Origin of the sequence: Butyrivibrio sp., from assembly GCF_017433805.1 — a bacterium.
Classification (GTDB): Bacteria; Bacillota; Clostridia; order Lachnospirales; family Lachnospiraceae; genus Butyrivibrio.
The window spans coordinates 94,721-112,570 of sequence record NZ_JAFRGN010000013.1 but is presented as its reverse complement, the minus strand read 5'-3'; the positions used below and the strand labels follow the sequence as shown (position 1 = coordinate 112,570).

Genomic DNA, 17,850 nt, shown 5'->3' with positions numbered 1-17,850 from the left:
TCACCAACCGGCAATTCTCTGTTGTCAGAATTCGATTCTTACTTGATCCGATCATAGCCTTTTCAATATATAGCAATTTTAGTTAACAGGTTAAAAAATGTCAATATGGTTATACTATAAAGATAATTTTATCCCTCCTGTATTTTAACAATGTCCGTTGCTATTTTCTCTTGGAATCTGACATCATGTTCCACAATTAGCATTGTAGGCTCAAATTCAAGTATCAGCTTTTCAATCTGCATTCTGGAGAATACATCGATGTAGTTAAGTGGTTCATCCCAGATATACAGATGTGCAGGTGTTATGAGACTTGCTGCGATCAGCACTTTTTTCTTTTGCCCTTCAGAATAATCCTCCATATTCTTGTAAAACTGAGCCCTACCAAAATCAAGTTGTCGAAGGATTGCAAGGAACAGGCTGTAATCAAAGCCTCTCTTTTCACAGAAATCCTTAAGTGAGCCTACTAAAAAAGATGTATCCTGATTGACATAGGAAACGATAAGCCCCGAGCCTACGTTAAGAGTTCCATCAACAATGAGAGGTTCTTTGTTTTCGCCAAGTTTTTGGAAAATAGCCTTAATTATGCTGGATTTACCGCATCCGTTTTCTCCGGAAATAATTACTCTGTCTCCTTGCTTTACCTGAAATCTCAAGTTTTCAAATAGAGGCTGTGCTGCATCTTCGTATCTAAGTGTCAGATCCTTGGCATCAATCAGCACATTCTTGTGATATTTAAGAGGACAGAGTTTTAAATCCACTACAGTCTCTATATCCTGCAAAAGGCCCTCTTTTTCTTCGATCTCTCTATCTATCCTGTTTTCGAAAGCTTTGACTCTGGCCTCCATTTTCTTGGTCTTTGCCCCAATAAATGATCTTGACGATATGCTTCTGTCATGTTCCTTAACTGGATCAAAGCCAATCTTGGAATTCTCACTCTTATCAGCCCACCTGCTGTTTCTGTCGGCAGCAGCCTTAAGTTTTCCAATTTCTTTGAGATGCTTTTCGTTTTCTGCCTTGGCAAAAGAATCGCTCTTTTCCTTATTATCCCACCAGGAAGAGAAATTTCCCGCCTGCACTTCTACCGTCTGCCTGTTAAGCACTAGAACGTGGTCGCATACAGCATCCAGAAGATCTCTGTCATGTGAAACAAGGATAAACCCTTTTTTCTTTGACAGATACTCTTTTACAATCCTTCGAGCTTCCTGGTCCAGATGATTTGTTGGCTCGTCGATCAGCAAGAATTCATTCTCTGTAGCAAATAAAACTGCCAGCATGATTCTTGTCTTTTCCCCATGGCTAAGGCTAATAAATGGTCTGTACAAGCACTCTGCATCCATCGAAAGCTGATTCATCTGAACCATTACCTGCCAGGATTCAACTTGAGGTTTCCACTCTCCTATCATTTCATCTGCTGTCACCTGCTGATTCGTATCATCGTAAGGATAGGGAAAATAGTCAAACTTTGTCGAAGCACTTATGCTGCCCTTGTACTCATATTTTCCCATCAGGAGATTTAAAAGAGTTGTTTTGCCTTTGCCATTTCTGCCAATAAAACCAAGTTTCCAGTCTGTATCTATGTTAAAAGAAACATTTGTTAATACATCGTCCGCACTGTTATCATATGCAAATGTAAGATCACTAACTCTGATCTGAGACATTTATATCACCTGCTCTCAAGAGCCAATAGGTGGCTCAATTAATATTTTTTGAACATCTTATTTCTTTCTTTTCTCCATTTTGACACCTCCTTCTTCATTGCATAATTCCGTTTATTTTCTGAGCCAAGATTCTTATATAACTGATACCTATCTAGTGATAATTCACCGCTCTCTATAGCCTTTTTTATCGCACAGCCAGGCTCTGTCTCATGTTTGCAGTCACTGAATCTGCACTGCATCTCAAGCTCTTTGATGTCAGAAAAAGTATCATCTATTCCTTCTGCGACGTTAGCCATCCCAACTTCTCTCATGCCTGGCGTATCTATTATTGATACGCCATTAGGAAGTTCGATAAGCTGCCTATGCGTCGTTGTATGCCGGCCGGTAGAATCAGACTCTCTTATTTCAGACGTTTTCATGATTTCCTTACCAGATATAGCATTTATAAGTGTTGATTTACCAGCGCCAGAAGAGCCCATAAGGCATATGGTCGTTCCACTAATCATGTACTCTTTTAACTCATCAAGTCCAATTTCATAAATTGCAGAAATGGCATGAACTCTCACTTTGTCAGATATCGTTTCAACCTCTCTAATGTATCTGCCGGTGTTATTGCACAGGTCAGACTTGGTCAATACTACTACAGGAATCGAGCCTCCCTGAAGAACAATGCTGACATATCGCGCAATTCTATTGTAGCTGTAATCTTCATTTAAAGAAGTAATTATAAAGGTGTAATCCACATTGGCAACCATATACTGCATTACGCCTGTTTTGGCCTGATCAGGTCTTTGCAGCATGTTTTTCCTGTTGCATACTGCCTCTATAATCGAGTCTCCAACTGGATTTAGACTAAAATCAACATAATCCCCAACTACAGGAAAGCATTCTGCATCCTTTTCATAAAAGCTTCCCTTTAGCTTTCCAGGAATGTCTGTACCCTCGTATCTAATGGTGTAACTATTCTTCTGTATTTCAGAAATTCTACCTGTAACTACTGTATTATTCATTTCTATCATCTCTCCATTTTATTGTTTATTTGCAAGTTCAAACATATGGAGATCAACGGGGAATACTAATTGAAAAATCTAGAAAAATCTTGCAGGAAGTAGTTCGCAAACAAAAAGAAAAGCCGCGACAAAAAATGCCACGGCTCATAAATCAATATAATATATCTGCCCAATCAGAATTAAAGGGCATAAACCGAGGTCTCCATATAATATTCAGTTACAATCTCTATTCTCATTGCACTCATTATTATGATTACCTCGCTTTCTTAATATTTACTACTTCTTGAGTCTAACAGTATATATGTACTGCGTCAAGTATTAATCTAAGCAAACAGAGACATTTCTTGCTGACTCAGATTGCAATCTTCCAGGAATTCCTGTCCATATTGAAATATAGCCTCACAGTTCTATACATATCAAGTATCAACACCCTGCACTCGAAGACTTTGTCCTTACTACAGACATAGACTCCATCTGGAGTTGTATACGTCTCTTTATTAAAGAGCTGCCTGTATCCCTTTATTGTATAGGCCTCATAAACGCCATCATCATTCAAGAGCCTGAATCTCATTGGAATCAAACTCCCATCCGCCTTATATTCACATATAACATCAACTTTATCTATAATCCTGCTCATAAACTCACCTGCCCCAAATGCAAACATTTGTTTGGTAATTATATTATATGAACAGGTGTTCTATTTTGCAACCACTAAATTAATTGGCGCCTCCCCCACGTCATAGGACTTTTGTTCGTTCGCAAATTTGTGAATAGTAAATCAGCAGGTAGCTATAGGGGTTGCTACCTGCTGATCTATGGAGGTGATGTATATTAGGGAGAACGCGTTACATCATTACTAATAATGCTGATATAATTCCTGCTCCTATGAGAAGGAAGGCTGAAACTATACTCTTAATAATTATTTCAAAGGTTCGTGAATCAATATACTTACCGCCAAGCAACATTGCATTGATCGTTTTAGGGCCTCTTACAATAGCTGTTTCTTTTGTATATATTCGCTGCATATTGTCATCCCCCTTTACTTTTTAACTCCCAAACACAATATCTTGTAGTTCTTGAAAATATTATATACTAGATATTCTAAAAAATGGATAAACTGAATATGAAATTTTGATAACTAAATATTGATATAATGTTTCAAAATACCACAATATATAGAAAAGCCAGAATTTACCTAAGTAAACTCCGGCTTTTCACACGTCTCATGTATTCATTATATAAGTCTTATTCTATAACTACATTTCCAAGATTACACTGTATCTTGATTGCCCCAGCATTTCCAGTCTGAACATAATTATTCTTGTACTTCTCAGAACCAATCTTAAGTTCCCCAAGAGTGGTGCTTGCACTGATTCCATAATCCTTAAGATCTGATGCTATACCAATATCGACACTTCCCATATTAGCAACAACTGTAATATCTTTGCTATCGCACTCATCAATATTGACGTCTCCTAGATTAGCCTCAATCTTAAGCTCATCAGTTGTAATCTTATCAGCTTTTATGGTACCAATGTCTGCAATGATTACTATCTGATCTGCTGAAAGCTCACCAAGGTCAACATCTCCAATATTATTAACAAGTTTGAATTGTGAAAGTCTGGTCCCTTCTGGCATATACAATATAAGCTCATTCTCGTTAGAAGTCTTGCTCTTCTTAGGCTTATACTCAGGTTGTGTAATACTAAGCTTTTTGCTGTTCTCATCATAAGTAGAGGTTGGGCAGAGCTTTTCAGATCCATCATATTCTACTGCAAAAGAACTACCCTCTTTTACCTTAATCTGTAGCAGCGAAGCTTCAATTGCAACAACACTTACATCCTGGCCAAAGTCCTCATTAAGAGTTGTCCTGCTGTCACTTGGTAAAATATATTTATATACTCCATAGCAAACCGCAGCTATAGTTGCAATAGAAAGAATAAATGAGAAAAACTTTTTCATGACTCTTCCCTCCTATCTCCTGTTAAAATATGCTCAAGTGGTTTTCTGATGATTCCAGCTATTGGCCATATCAACCATGTCTTACCCCAGTCAAATGTTGTAAAGCTTGCTATGAAATAAATGCAGGTAACGATTTTCCAATACATTGACAGAAAGTCTTTGGCAGCATTACTTACATAATGCTTTCTCTCTTTAACTACAGGTTCATAATTGCCTGCAATTGTATTTGCATCGTTAAGTGAGAGAATCTTGTTATAAGCTGCATCCTTGGCTGAAGACATAAGTATCAGCATAACTCCGATTCCTGCTCCTACAAAGATAAGTGCAGGTCCTAAGCCATCTGAAAGAATGCTAATGCTTGAGGAAAAAATAGTATCAAGAACAATAACAGGAATGATGCTGATAATGCAGAGCATAATGCCTATTGTAAGATACAGGCCTCTACTTACCTGATTCTCATCCTTGGATCTTGCTACGGCCTCTGCAGTAGCCAGGTCAATGCTGCACAGTTCCTTATCGAGGAACTTCCAATCATTATTCATAAAAGTAGAAAAAACTATTGCTCCAACTCCAAGAGCTGCTAAAACAAACATCAGAATCACACCGATTGCTGTGAAACTGCCAATTCCAATTGAATCGCCTATTGCCTCGAACATTATTGGTCCGACAGGAGAAAGGATACAAAGTAGTACTCCAATAGCAAGGATGAATCTGCGATGTGTACAGTCAGCTACATAGTTGATAACTTCCTGAGTAGTAAGCATTCTCCTATCTGTAGCATCACTTTCCTGATTAACAACTGTTCCGATTCCAAGGCTCTCAGCAAGCTCATCCAGATTACCAAATTCTGATATTACAATCCCCACAGCTTCGTTTTCAGGCTTACCTTCTGCGATGAGCTCTGAATATTTATCTTCCATCATTGAAAGAAGTTCATCCTTAGCATTCTTAACCTCAACTGTATTCGGAAGATTTGCAAACATTGTCTCCAAATAATTTTTAATTGTTTCCATAATCACCTATCTCCTCTGATAAATTTTTCTATAACCTCTTTGGTTAAATTCCACTCCGCACATTTCTCCGAGTAATAATCTCGCCCCAACTGTGTAATGCGGTAGTACGTTCGTTTCTTGCCATTCTCTGCATTCTGACTATAGGATTCTATGTATCCGTTTTTCTCCATCCTGGTAAAGGCTGAATATAACGTGGTCTCCTTGATGATGTATTTATCTTCTGATAATGACCTGATCTTCTTGGAGATTTCATAGCCGTAGGATGGTTCCTCTAGCAGAATAAAGAGAATGATTGTGTCATTATAGCCTCTAATGACATCACTACTGATCTCTATCATTCTGTAGATATCTCCTTTCCTTCGATATTCCTTCAATACTTTCTAACTAATCATATGTCTGTCGTACTATGTCTGACATACTATGTCTGTCGTAGTACATCTGACGTAGTAAATATACCACGGCAGTCGTAGTATGTCAACAGTATTTGTAAAAAAATTTACGAAATAAAAAGCACCTATTTCCATAGCGGTTTGAAACGCTTGAAAATAGGCACTTTTAGCTTATTTGTATTCAATTATATTTAAGATTATTACTTCTCAAAATAAGGTTTGATAGCAGATTTTACAACTGTAAGCATAATAAACATGATGGCTGTATCAACTGGAAGCATAACAGCGTTAGAAACAATTCTTCCTGGAAGAATAGCTGCTATAGCCTGTCCATAGAGCATATTGAGCCATAATGTATTAAGAACAAGATTACAGATAACCTTAACAGTCAGCTGAGCTGCAATTACTCTCCACAGCTTAAGTGGCTGGTTATAAAGGAACATACCATAAATAACTGCACCGAGCATTGCTGTAATGGTAAAGCCAGGGAAGAAATCTCCATCTCCTGAAAGAAACCACTTAACAATGTCCATTGTTCCACCAAATATAGCACCGATCCATGGTCCAAAGAGATAATCAACTACCTGATTAGGAAGTCCTGAAAATCCAATTCTGATATATGGGCCAAACTTGATAGTTGCCACATATCCTAGAACAATTGCAAGTGCTCCCATCATTCCACAGAAAGTGAGGACCTTGGTTTCCTTGAGTCTTCTGATTGATGAAAATGTGTTACTTCCGATTACTTCTACTGAATCTCTAGACATAAAAATACCTCCTTTGCAGTTTTCCTTTAACCACATCAGAGGCATAAATATCTCATCTTTGATGTAGCAGCGGGATGCGACACTAGAACCGCGGACCTGAATCCTTCGTCCAAATAGCAACTCCCTGTCTATCTGGCACTTAACGCTGTAGCGTCTACTCTGCGTAAACATTTTTTATTTGAGTAAATAATACATTAGAAACAATATAATTGCAATGATTCTTTTATCGAATATATCTATTACCAGTCAAGGTTACTACTCTCTATTTTCTTATCTCTGATCATAAGATCATTGAGAGCTTCTTCTGGTGTCTTGCCTTCGAATAAAACCTGATTAACAACAGTAACTATAGGCATTTCAACCTCGTACTTCTCAGCAAGAAGTCTGGCTGCCTTGGCACTATATACACCCTCTACTACCATCTTAACTTCGTCCATGGCTTCCTGTGTGGATTTGCCCTGTCCGATAAGTATTCCTGCTCTTCTGTTTCTGGAATGCATGGAAGCACAAGTAACAATAAGATCGCCTATACCTGACAAGCCACTGAAGGTCTCAAACTTACCACCCATAGCCATACCAAGTCTTCCGATTTCTGCAATACCTCTTGTAATAAGAGCAGCCTTGGCATTATCGCCAAGTCCATAACCATCAGCAATACCAGCTGCAAGAGCAATGACATTCTTAAGAGCAGCACCAATTTCTATTCCCTGCATATCAGGACTGATGTATACTCTGAAAACACTGCTCATAAATACGTTCTGAACAAATCTCGCTGTATCTTTATCAAAAGCACCTACAACAATTGAAGTAGGCATGCCTTTTCCAACCTCTTCTGCATGTGAAGGTCCAGACATAACGCATACCTGACAGCCTGGAATCTCATCCAGAATAACGTCAGACATAACCATAAGCGTATCTTCCTCAATACCCTTGGAACAGTTAACAATAATCTGAGGATGTTCCTCAGTGCCATCGATATATGGCGCCATTATTTTAACGGTCTCTCTCATGTGAGCAGAAGGAACAACAAGTACTATAAGGTCCTTGTCCTTGACAGCCTCTTCCATGTTACAGGTGAACTTAACAGAATCATCCAGAATAACTCCCGGAAGCTTGTCTTCATTACCATGATAAGCACTGAGCTTATCAACTGTTTCCTGTCTCCTTGACCATACAATGACATTATGTCCGTTATTGCTAAGCAAATATGCAAGTGCGATGCCCCAACTGCCCGCGCCTACTATGCCTATATCTTTTCCCAAAATAGTCTCTCCTAATCAGTCAATCTTATTTTTCTTGAAAATGTATGTCTTTCTCTCCTGACCAGCAAAGAGCTTCTTGATATTGCCCCTGTGCTGATAAAAAGCAAGGAAAGTAAGAATTGCTAAAATAACATAAACTTCAATGAGTTCTCCCTGAGGAATAGCTCCAAAAAGCCCCATCTGACCATAAATAACAGTCATTATAAGAAGTGCAGAATAATAGAAAAGGCTGCACACTGATACAATATGGAAAAGGTTAAATGGAAGGAAGAAGGATACTACACCCATAAGGATAAACAGCCATGTAAACTGAATTCCAAGGTAAATAGTATATCCTGCTGTACAAGCAATTCCCTTGCCACCCTTGAAATGAAGGTTAACTGGGAAATCATGTCCAAGTACAGCTCCTGCCGCTGTATATGTCATATACAGAATAATGTAATCAGGATTGCTCCTGCCAAAGAGAAGGTAGGTAATAAAAATAGCTGCCATACACTTAAGCATATCACCAAGAAGAACAATTCCTCCCGCCTTAGGTCCAAGGACTCTGAGTGTATTGGTTGTTCCAGCGTTACCACTTCCAACCTTTCTGATATCAACACCCTTCATTCTGCCGTAAAATACTGCAGTCTGAATCATTCCAAATACATATCCAACAGCAATACAAATAACTCTCTCCACCAACAAACTAAGTCCCATGTTATTTGTCCTCTTTTCTCTCCCTGATTATGAATCTAAGAGGAGTTCCCTTAAATCCAAAGGCCTCTCTGATCTGATTTTCGATATATCTGGTATAACTAAAGTGCATAAGCTTCTTGTCGTTAACGAAAATAACAAATGTCGGTGGCTTAACAGATGCCTGTGTAATATAGTAAAGCTTGAGCATCTTGCCTTTGTCACTTGGTGGCTGCTGCATTACTACAGCCTGTGTCATGATCTCATTCAGGACACCAGTAGAAACTCTGAGTGCATGGTTCTCTGATACCATATCAATCATGTCATAGAGCTTAACAAGTCTCTGTCCAGTCTCAGCAGAAACAAATATGATCTCAGCATAGTTCATGAACGCAAGAGTATTTCTGATATCCTTGGTGAACTCTTTAACTGAGTGATTGTCTTTTTCGATAAGATCCCATTTATTAACAGCAATGATAACAGCCTTACCACTCTCGTGAGCGATACCTGCAATCTTGGCATCCTGCTCTGTTACGCCGTCCTCAGCGTTGATAACAAGGATAGCTACATCAGCTCTCTCTACAGCACCTACAGTTCTGACGATCATATAGTGCTCAAGTTCATCCTTGACCTTGTTCTTCCTACGAAGACCGGCTGTATCAATAAAGGTATACTTCTTGCCGTTATATTTGACCTGAGTATCGATTGCGTCACGTGTTGTACCAGCAATATCAGATACAATAAGTCTGTTCTCACCGATAAGCTTATTGATGATTGAAGACTTACCAACGTTAGGCTTACCAATAATGGCAATCTTGACGCTGTCATCTTCCTCTTCATCGGTTGAGCTCTTGCTGAAATGGCTGACTACTTCCTCAAGAAGGTCGCCGATTCCCTGCTTGTTAACTGCGGAAATAGGGAATGGCTCACCAATTCCAAGATTATAGAACTCATAAACATCCATTGAGTCTCTGTTATAGTTATCAACCTTGTTAACACAAAGAACTATTGGCTTACCAGATTTTCTGAGCATATCGGCTACCTTGGAATCTGAATCTGTAAGTCCCTGCTTAACATCAACCATGAAGATAATGACATCAGCAGTATCAATAGCAATCTGCGCCTGGTCTCTCATCTGTGCAAGGATAATATCCTTGGAATCAGGCTCGATACCGCCAGTATCAATAAGAGTAAAGCTATGATTAAGCCACTCTACATCCTGGTATATTCTATCTCTTGTTACGCCTGGTGTATCCTGTACGATAGCGATTCTGCTACCAGCAAGCGCATTAAAAAGTGTAGATTTACCTACGTTTGGTCTTCCAACCACCGCTACAATATTTCTTTTACTCATAAATCATCCTTATCTAAAAAACTATAGTGTCCGTTTACAGCTAATATCTGTTAAAAGAGCTCCTCAACAGGAATATCAAATAATAACGAAACAAGCTCATGTCCATCGCACTTGGATATTCCTACATTAACGCCAAGTTCTCTTTCTATATCACCTATTCTCACATCATCGAGAAGGTAATCTTCGCCGCTTCGAAGGAGATTCTCTGGAAGGAACAGTTCATCTCCTAGATCCTTGCCTTTGAGCTGTTTGATTATATCCTGACCAGTCAAAAGACCTGATACAGTAATCCTCTCGCCAAAAAACTCATTGATTATCTCATAAACTGTTACTGTAAGTCCAGGGCAAACTTCCATTGCCTTATCAGCAAGCTCCTTAATACTAGGATAAACAAGCTTACCAGTAGCAAGAGAAATATGCCTTTTAAGACCATCAATGTGTTCCTTGTGGTTCTCAAGCGCAGCCTCGAAGGCTTCATTATACTCATTGATGAGAAGCCTCATCATGCCAACGCCGTTCTCAAGCTGAATATATCCGTCATATCTTTCTTCCTCAGGGAAATCTCTTCCAGCAAGGAAGTACCATTCATCACTGGCATGTATGAAATGAATGCCATGCTCGTCGTATATCTTGCGCTGCCAGCTCTCGATTTCATCTATAACCTTGGCAGCATCCTCACCGTTAAATGGCTCAAGAGGATAAAGACCGTCTCTAAACTTAGAAAGACCTACCGGGACAACTGATACGCTCTGAAGGTTAGGAATATACTTGGTAAGATCAGTGATTGACCTTGTAAGCTCCGCACCATCGTTGACTCCCTTGCACAGAACAATCTGTCCGTTTATCTCGATTCCTGTTCCTGGAGCACAGAGTCTGTCTACCTTTTTGAGGGCTTCTCCTGCAAATCTGTTACCCAGCATCTTGCATCGAAGCTCAGGATTAGTTGTCTGGAAAGATACGTTGATCGGGGATAAATGATATTTGAGAATCCTGTCTATATCTTTATCCGACATATTAGTAAGTGTAACGTAATTGCCCTGAAGGAAAGAAAGTCTGGAGTCATCATCCTTGAAGTACAGAGTTTCTCTCATGCCCTTAGGCATCTGATCAATAAAGCAGAAAATACATTTATTACTACAGGACCTGTAATTGTCCATAAGTCCGTTTTCAAATTCTATTCCAAGGTCTTCATCAAAGTCCTTGTCAATATCAAGAAGCCACTCTTCCCCATCAGCTTTTTTGATGAGAACATCGAGATGCTCATCCTGAACAAGATACTGATAATCAAATACATCTTCCAGTTCCTGATCATTGATTTTGAGAAGAATGTCGCCTTTTTCTATATTTAGTTCTTCAGCAATGCTACCTGGCTCAACACTGCCTATTAGATGTCCATTATATTTATTCATAGCCTTTTTATTATACAATAATATCCTTGACGTGTCAGTAATACAGATGGTAAAACTGTATTTGGAGAAATGCGTTATTCGCATGGCCGCATAATAATATAATACAAAGGGGACAAAAATGCCAGATTTTCACAAGCTTGAAGGAACAATTCCTGTAGCTCCACTTAATCTTATTGTTATGGAATCTGCTAAGGAGCTCGGAGATAGCGTAGATAAGTATATCTCTCAGTTCAGGCATGAACTCTACAAGATGCCTGAGAACGATCCTGCTTTCCACGGATATGTCAAAGACAGCTATCAGATCAAGATCAATCTTAACAGATTTTCAAGTGGTGAAGCTAAAGCTACTATTTCTGAAAGTGTTCGTGGTAATGACGTTTACATTCTTACTGATGTTTGTAACTACAGCATTACTTACAAGATGTACAATTACCTCAATCACAAATCTCCTGACGATCATTATCAGGATCTTAAGAGAGTTATTGGTGCCATCACAGGCAAAGCTAAGAGAATCAACGTTATCATGCCATTCCTCTATGAAGGAAGACAGCATAAGCGTAACGGCATGGAATCTCTTGATGCAGCCCAGATGTTCAAAGAGCTGCATGATATGGGTATTTCCAACTTCATAACCTTTGATGCACATGATCCTAGAATTTCGAATGCCAAGCCACTTGGCGGCTTTGATAACTTCCTTGCATCCTATCAGTTTATGAAGGCTCTTTTATCACATATTGATGACCTTATTGTAGACAAGGATCATCTCACAGTTATCTCTCCTGATGAAGGTGCTCTCGACAGAGCCGTATATTTTGCTAACGTTATCGGCGCTGATACAGGTATGTTCTACAAGAGACGTGATTATGCTCACGTTGTAAACGGTACTAACCCTATTGTTGCTCACGAATTCCTTGGTTCAGATATTCAGGGCCGCGATGTTATCATCATTGACGATATGATTTCCTCCGGTTCCAGTATGATTGATACAGCCAAGCAGCTCAAGAACATGGGTGCCAAGAGAGTATTTATCTGCACAACCTTCGGTCTTTTCACAGATGGTATGAGCAAATTCGATGAAGGTTACAAGAATGGCTACTTTGATGCAGTCATCACTACTAACCTCACATATATGAATGAGGAAGTTACATCAAGAGAATATATCTTTATCGCTGATATGGGTAAATTCATTGCAACTATCATTGATTTCCTTAATCACGATGCATCTATGTCAACGGTTAATATGCCAACTGACAAGATTCATGAGATTGTAGGCAAGTACAATTCAGGCTGCAAGACTCCTGCAGAGCTATTTGATTGATCAACAGACTCGTATATAAACATTTTTGATTCATAAAATTGCGGCTTAGGAAAAGCTTCTTCATCTTCTTCCTAAGCCGTTTTTATTTACTCTTCTACTGCATCAAAGGTCAGAATAACCTTGAAAAGGTCTCCATCAAGCCTGATTTTAAAGTCGCCCTTCTGGGCAATTGTAAGGTTCTTGGCTATAGATAATCCAAGGCCGCTTCCCTCTGTAGTCCTGGATTCATCGCCACGGATAAATCTCTCAGACAGATCATCTCCATCAAGGTCCAGTTCTTTGGCTGAGATATTCTTGATAGAAAATACAGCCTTTTTATGTCCATCCTCTCCGTCTACCAGCTTAAGATCCATATATACTCTGGTTCCGGTAAGAGCATATTTGCAGGTATTGCTAAAGAGGTTCTCAATAACTCTCCACAGGTGTCTTGGATCAGCCATTATCTGTATATTAGGCTGTACAGATCTGAAAATTGGCTGAAGGTTTGCTTTTTCAAACTTCTCGTAGAACTCGCCTATATTCTGGTTAACCATCTCAACAAAGTTGATCTTGCTCATCTGAATGCTAATGTTACCAGAACTAATCTTGGAGGCTTCCAGCAAATCTTCTATCAGCTGTTTCAATTTAGCAGACTTAACATCAAGAACGTCCACATATTCATTAACCTTAGGGTTATCAATGTTCTCTCGCTTGATAAGCCCGATATAATTGATGATAGAAGTAAGCGGAGTCTTGATATCATGAGAGACATTAGTAATAAGATCAGCCTTAAGCTTCTCATCCTTCATGCTAGTATCAACTGCCTTTTCAATTCCTTCGCCAATAGAATTAACAGCGTCTGCCAAAAGAATATTATCTGCATGAAGATCTCTTACATCCACCTTGGCTTTAACATCGCCATTTTTGATGTTCTCAATTACATGAATGATCTTGTCTCTATCAGTGTTCTGTCTATATATAAACACACCGATCAGAAAATCCATGAAAGCTGCTATCACAACTCCTGCAATGCCAATTCTGAAAAGTAACAGGTTAATGACCACAAATGTGACATAAGGAATCCAGGTTCTGATAAACACACTTCCGTTATCCGTTGTATTAATGATCAAGTCTCTTGCACCAAAGCTTATTTTTCTGGTAAAGCTGTTTTTCCATAAGCTCTTACCAGTAATTCTACTAACGTACTCATAAACAATGTATGTAAGTCCTACATCAGCTACTACTACGCAGATTCCAAGAATATATGGAAAAGCCGTAAGCTGCGTCAGCTTAAGAAGTGTAGTACCTTTTACATAACTTGCAATGATAAGTACAGCTATAGGGAAAAGAATAAGCAGCGCTCCAAGCAGGAATACGACTTCGGAATCTATTACGTTTCTATTGTCATCCACAGGAGGAAGTCCCTGGGCAGCAAGCTCTAAGTTCTTATCTTTTCTGGCATCTTTAAACAGGATCATGAAAATAGCAAGATAAGCTACCGCTGCTATAACACCCAGAATATAGAGCTGAGTTCTGTAAGGCATATATTTGGTAAAGCTGCTCTTACCCTGCGCAAAATCATCTGAACATGGATAATTGTTGGTATCTACAGCAATATATACCTTAGTCTGGTCAGGGAATGCATATCCATAAGAACGAAGTAGTGACCTGAATACATTTTCTTTTATCTTGGTATTAGTCTCATATCTAAGTTCATAAGGGCAATAATAAATATATCTGCCAAATTCCTTAAACATAGAGCCTATATCCACGCCAACAGTATCCTTAGAAAGCTCATCAACGTTTGTAAATACTTCTGTCTGGCCATTAATTGTTCTGGATACGTAGTATCTGACGTTACTATTCTGGTAGGTGTAATAGTTTAAAAGAGATCCATAATCCTTGTAGTTCGAAGAAAGATCTCCAATTGCCTCCTGAATATAGCTGCACAAAAGAATATATTCATCCCAGTTCGAAACGATATCCTCAATATTCTTGCCATCTACAGTCTGATATCTGGAAATAAGAATATTGTGATTACCTGCTTCATAAATACCATTGCCAGCAACTGTAAATGTAAGTGTGTTATCATCCAGCTGAGAGTTAAGGTACGAATTCATGCCACCTGAGACATTATTATTCTTAAGATGGGTGTAGGTTGTAGACTGGTTCAGGAACTTGGCACTCTCTGTCTCTGAAAAGCTTCTGTTCTCTACTGCAATACCGCTCTGTCCCCATTTGAGGATATCAGAAAGATAATAAACGGCAGTTATATAATCTCCAGGGAGCATTGATGCCCTGTTGACATAAGCTGTAACATCAATTTTCTTGTTACTGTCATAGGAGCCACTTGTCTCCATCTGTGATCTAATGGCTACGAGCCTTAGTATATTGGCTGCATTATTGCCAAGAATATTATTAAATAAAAGAGAATCTTCATAGACTCTTGATCTGTCAGACTTATAAAGATTATAGGAATAATCTCCATCTGCGCCGGTAATAACTATGCCAGAACTTGATATAGAATATGCCAGTACAAAGGCGATAAATCCTGCCAATAGATGTTGTGAAATTTTAAGTATCCTTTTAAGCCTAACATTTAACTGCATTTTTTAAACCTCATCTTCAATCTTGTAGCCAACTCCCCAGACAACCTTAAGGAACTTGGGATCCTTGGGATTTATTTCTATCTTTTCCCTGATATGTCTGATATGAACTGCGATAGTGTTATCCGCTCTGCCTTCTACCGTTTCATGCCATATCTGCTCATATATCTTCTCTATTGAATATACCTTGCCTTTGTTCTTAACAAGGAAAGATAAGATATTATATTCAACAGGTGTAAGCTTGATATTCTCACCAAAAACAAAGCACTCTCTGGAGCTATCGTCTATTACAAGGCCTCCAGCTGTGTAGATATTATCATTAACTATTTCAGAACCTAGTGATGTATATCTTCTAAGATTGGATTTAACTCTCGCCACAAGCTCTAGCGGATTAAATGGCTTAGTAATATAATCATCCGCGCCTATATTAAGGCCAAATATCTTATCTGAATCTTCTGATTTAGCTGATAAAAAGATAACCGGAATAGTACTGAATCTTCTGAGTTCTTTAACAAGTCTGATGCCATCCATTTTGGGCATCATGATATCTATTATCGCTAATTGTATTCTGGCTTTCTGAAGTATCTCCAGGGCTTCAACCCCATCATATGCCTTAAAAACTCTAAAGCCCTCTTCCTCAAGATATATCTCTATCGCTTCAACTATCTGTTTATCATCATCACATACAAGAATATTTTCCATTTCTTCCACCTTTAACAACTAATATATTAATTAAATCAGTAAATTCTTAAGATTTACCATCGAAATTTCTTAATTTTTTGACCTGTTTTCTTAAGAAATTAACGTTTATACGTTTACTGCATTTATTTTAAGCATAAAAAAGCCGCTAAATTACCACGTTCTTCATGGTGAACTCTATGAGAGAACAAAATATCGGAATTACATTTAGTACATACATCTGTAACTAAAATATTTTCCTCTTTTACACCGCTATCTAGTAATGTCTGCTTGATCGCATTCCAAAGATATAATCTGTACTTACCATTTGGGTAAGGCACAAGAATACCTTTTTCATTGAGCTCATCCCTTGAAAAGCTCTCAGCAAACTGACTTGCCACATCTTCTCCGATTTCGTAGCAAGGTCCGCAGATAGATGGTCCTATAGCGCAGACAAGGTCTTCAGCTCTTGTACCATAATTATCAGCCATAGCTTCTATAGTCTTCTTGGAAATCTTGCCCTTTGTTCCCTTCCAGCCTGAATGTGAAAGACCTATTGCCTTATGAACAGGATCAACAAAGTAAACAGGAGGACAATCTGCATGGAAGGTAGACAGAATGATACCTGGAACATTTGTGATAAGGCCATCAATATCCATGTAATCTCTAGGTCTTTGAGGGCCTTTTCCCCTGTCATCTTCTGTAACAACTCTTATGTTTGTTGTATGAGTCTGAAAGGTTGAAACAAAGTCATCAAGCTTATGTCCATGCCCCATAACTTCAGATATTCTCATATAGTTCTCATCTACAGCTTCTTTTTCATCTCCTCTTGTATAGCTAAGGTTCATCTCGCTGTAGTAGCCCTTACTTACACCGCCTATTCTTGTACTGAATAAGTGCTCAACAACTCCCAGCTTTTCTAGTTCTGGAAAAACAAGGTAATATACTCCGTTTGTTTCTCTGAGTTCAAGCTGTCTTTTATCACCAGTTCTTTTAATTTGAATTTTATCGTTCATAATTCCTCTTTCCAGGTTTATCCCACATAATCAAACGCATTCTTATGCCATCTGATCACGGGCACATTGTCATCATCAGTAATTGCAATAACATCATATCTAATTGGAACATCAATGGATTTATTCTTGGAATAAAGATAAAGCTTGGATAGCTTACAGATCTGTCTTTGTTTAGAAATAGTGACGGCTCCTTCAGGGGCGCCGAACCTGTTATCTTTCCTGTATTTCACTTCGATAAAGCATAGATATCTGCCGTCGCGGGCGATGATATCAATCTCTCCCCTAAGTGCCCTGTAGTTTCTATCAACGATACAGGCTCCCTGGTTTCGAAGATGAGTACAGGCTAGATTCTCGTAGTAATCTCCCACCTGTCGTTTATTCATCTATGTTAATTCCTATCTATAAAAAACATAAATGGAATAATATCACATAGAAATCCATTTGTCTAATATTGTTTTTATTTCTTTTTCTCTTTGGCCTTAATCTTATCCATAGCATCAACAAAAACAAGAACTTCTGCCACAACCTCATAGAGCTCTGGAGGAATCATCTCCCCAATCTCCAGTCTCGACAAGGTATCAGCAAGCTTATCATCCTCGTGAACAGGAATCTTATTATCCTTAGCCTGCTCAATGATCTTTTCAGCAAGCGCTCCTTTTCCAGAAGCAATTACCTTAGGCGCGCCATCCTCATTAGGATCATAGCCAAGAGCTACCGCAGTTTTTATTTTGTCTTTTTTGTTCTGATCTGCCAT

At 38.7% G+C, this 17,850-nt stretch carries 18 protein-coding genes, 1 riboswitch and 1 other annotated feature (1 of these 20 running past the window's edge); of the genes, 1 reads left to right on the top strand and 17 read right to left on the bottom strand.

Features of this window, described 5'->3' with window-relative positions; genetic code table 11:
* Positions 1-64 (bottom strand) — a binding site (T-box leader) (it extends 216 nt beyond the left edge of the window).
* Between the two features lie 64 nt (positions 65-128).
* The 12 genes from abc-f to IJI01_RS03855 all read right to left on the bottom strand — a co-directional run bounded on the left by abc-f (position 129) and on the right by IJI01_RS03855 (position 11,499).
* Positions 129-1,658, bottom strand: a complete 1,530-nt coding sequence (gene abc-f / locus IJI01_RS03910; protein WP_292186156.1) for a ribosomal protection-like ABC-F family protein — start codon at positions 1,656-1,658, stop codon at positions 129-131.
* Positions 1,659-1,696: 38 nt separating this feature from the next.
* On the bottom strand, positions 1,697-2,668 hold the full coding sequence (gene rsgA / locus IJI01_RS03905) for a ribosome small subunit-dependent GTPase A (protein ID WP_292186153.1): 972 nt from the start codon (positions 2,666-2,668) through the stop codon (positions 1,697-1,699).
* A gap of 352 nt (positions 2,669-3,020) precedes the next feature.
* A complete protein-coding gene (locus IJI01_RS03900; RefSeq protein ID WP_292186150.1) occupies positions 3,021-3,305 on the bottom strand; it encodes a hypothetical protein in 285 nt (94 codons plus the stop codon).
* A 208-nt stretch (positions 3,306-3,513) separates the two neighbouring features.
* Positions 3,514-3,693, bottom strand: coding sequence for a hypothetical protein (locus tag IJI01_RS03895; protein WP_292186148.1), 180 nt, complete (start codon positions 3,691-3,693; stop codon positions 3,514-3,516).
* A gap of 220 nt (positions 3,694-3,913) precedes the next feature.
* Entirely contained in the window at positions 3,914-4,630 is a 717-nt protein-coding gene (locus IJI01_RS03890; RefSeq protein WP_292186145.1) for a DUF4097 family beta strand repeat-containing protein, read from the bottom strand.
* On the bottom strand, positions 4,627-5,643 hold the full coding sequence (locus tag IJI01_RS03885) for a permease prefix domain 1-containing protein (RefSeq protein ID WP_292186142.1): 1,017 nt from the start codon (positions 5,641-5,643) through the stop codon (positions 4,627-4,629). The genes IJI01_RS03890 and IJI01_RS03885 overlap by 4 nt, the downstream gene beginning before the upstream one ends.
* A gap of 2 nt (positions 5,644-5,645) precedes the next feature.
* Complete coding sequence (locus IJI01_RS03880) at positions 5,646-5,981, bottom strand: PadR family transcriptional regulator (RefSeq protein WP_292186139.1); 336 nt, start codon at positions 5,979-5,981, stop codon at positions 5,646-5,648.
* A gap of 251 nt (positions 5,982-6,232) precedes the next feature.
* Positions 6,233-6,799 (bottom strand): folate family ECF transporter S component, encoded by a 567-nt coding sequence (locus IJI01_RS03875; protein WP_292186136.1) that lies wholly within the window; start codon positions 6,797-6,799, stop codon positions 6,233-6,235.
* Between the two features lie 65 nt (positions 6,800-6,864).
* Positions 6,865-6,963: riboswitch (THF riboswitch) on the bottom strand.
* Between the two features lie 75 nt (positions 6,964-7,038).
* A complete protein-coding gene (locus tag IJI01_RS03870) occupies positions 7,039-8,061 on the bottom strand; it encodes an NAD(P)H-dependent glycerol-3-phosphate dehydrogenase (protein ID WP_292186133.1) in 1,023 nt (340 codons plus the stop codon).
* Between the two features lie 15 nt (positions 8,062-8,076).
* Entirely contained in the window at positions 8,077-8,760 is a 684-nt protein-coding gene (locus IJI01_RS03865; RefSeq protein WP_292186130.1) for a glycerol-3-phosphate acyltransferase, read from the bottom strand.
* Position 8,761: 1 nt separating this feature from the next.
* Positions 8,762-10,090, bottom strand: coding sequence for a ribosome biogenesis GTPase Der (gene der / locus IJI01_RS03860; RefSeq protein ID WP_292186126.1), 1,329 nt, complete (start codon positions 10,088-10,090; stop codon positions 8,762-8,764).
* A 50-nt stretch (positions 10,091-10,140) separates the two neighbouring features.
* A complete protein-coding gene (locus IJI01_RS03855; protein ID WP_292186123.1) occupies positions 10,141-11,499 on the bottom strand; it encodes a DUF512 domain-containing protein in 1,359 nt (452 codons plus the stop codon).
* 118 nt (positions 11,500-11,617) lie between these two features.
* On the opposite strand from IJI01_RS03855, the gene IJI01_RS03850 reads away from it, so the two are divergent.
* Positions 11,618-12,817 carry a ribose-phosphate pyrophosphokinase gene (locus IJI01_RS03850; RefSeq protein WP_292186121.1) on the top strand — a complete coding sequence of 400 codons (1,200 nt, stop codon included), beginning with the start codon at positions 11,618-11,620 and terminating at the stop codon, positions 12,815-12,817.
* An 86-nt stretch (positions 12,818-12,903) separates the two neighbouring features.
* Here IJI01_RS03850 and IJI01_RS03845 read toward each other — a convergent pair whose 3' ends face one another.
* From IJI01_RS03845 to IJI01_RS03825, 5 genes are all read right to left on the bottom strand, one after another.
* Positions 12,904-15,405: a sensor histidine kinase gene (locus tag IJI01_RS03845; protein WP_292186118.1), complete on the bottom strand. Its 2,502-nt coding sequence runs from the start codon at positions 15,403-15,405 to the stop codon at positions 12,904-12,906.
* A 3-nt stretch (positions 15,406-15,408) separates the two neighbouring features.
* Entirely contained in the window at positions 15,409-16,104 is a 696-nt protein-coding gene (locus IJI01_RS03840) for a response regulator transcription factor (protein WP_292186115.1), read from the bottom strand.
* A gap of 122 nt (positions 16,105-16,226) precedes the next feature.
* Positions 16,227-17,096, bottom strand: coding sequence for a peptidoglycan editing factor PgeF (gene pgeF / locus IJI01_RS03835; RefSeq protein WP_292186113.1), 870 nt, complete (start codon positions 17,094-17,096; stop codon positions 16,227-16,229).
* Positions 17,097-17,113: 17 nt separating this feature from the next.
* The gene (locus IJI01_RS03830) at positions 17,114-17,479 is read right to left on the bottom strand and encodes a YraN family protein (RefSeq protein WP_292186110.1); all 366 of its coding nucleotides are present in this window, start codon (positions 17,477-17,479) and stop codon (positions 17,114-17,116) included.
* Positions 17,480-17,553: 74 nt separating this feature from the next.
* Complete coding sequence (locus IJI01_RS03825; RefSeq protein ID WP_292186107.1) at positions 17,554-17,850, bottom strand: EscU/YscU/HrcU family type III secretion system export apparatus switch protein; 297 nt, start codon at positions 17,848-17,850, stop codon at positions 17,554-17,556.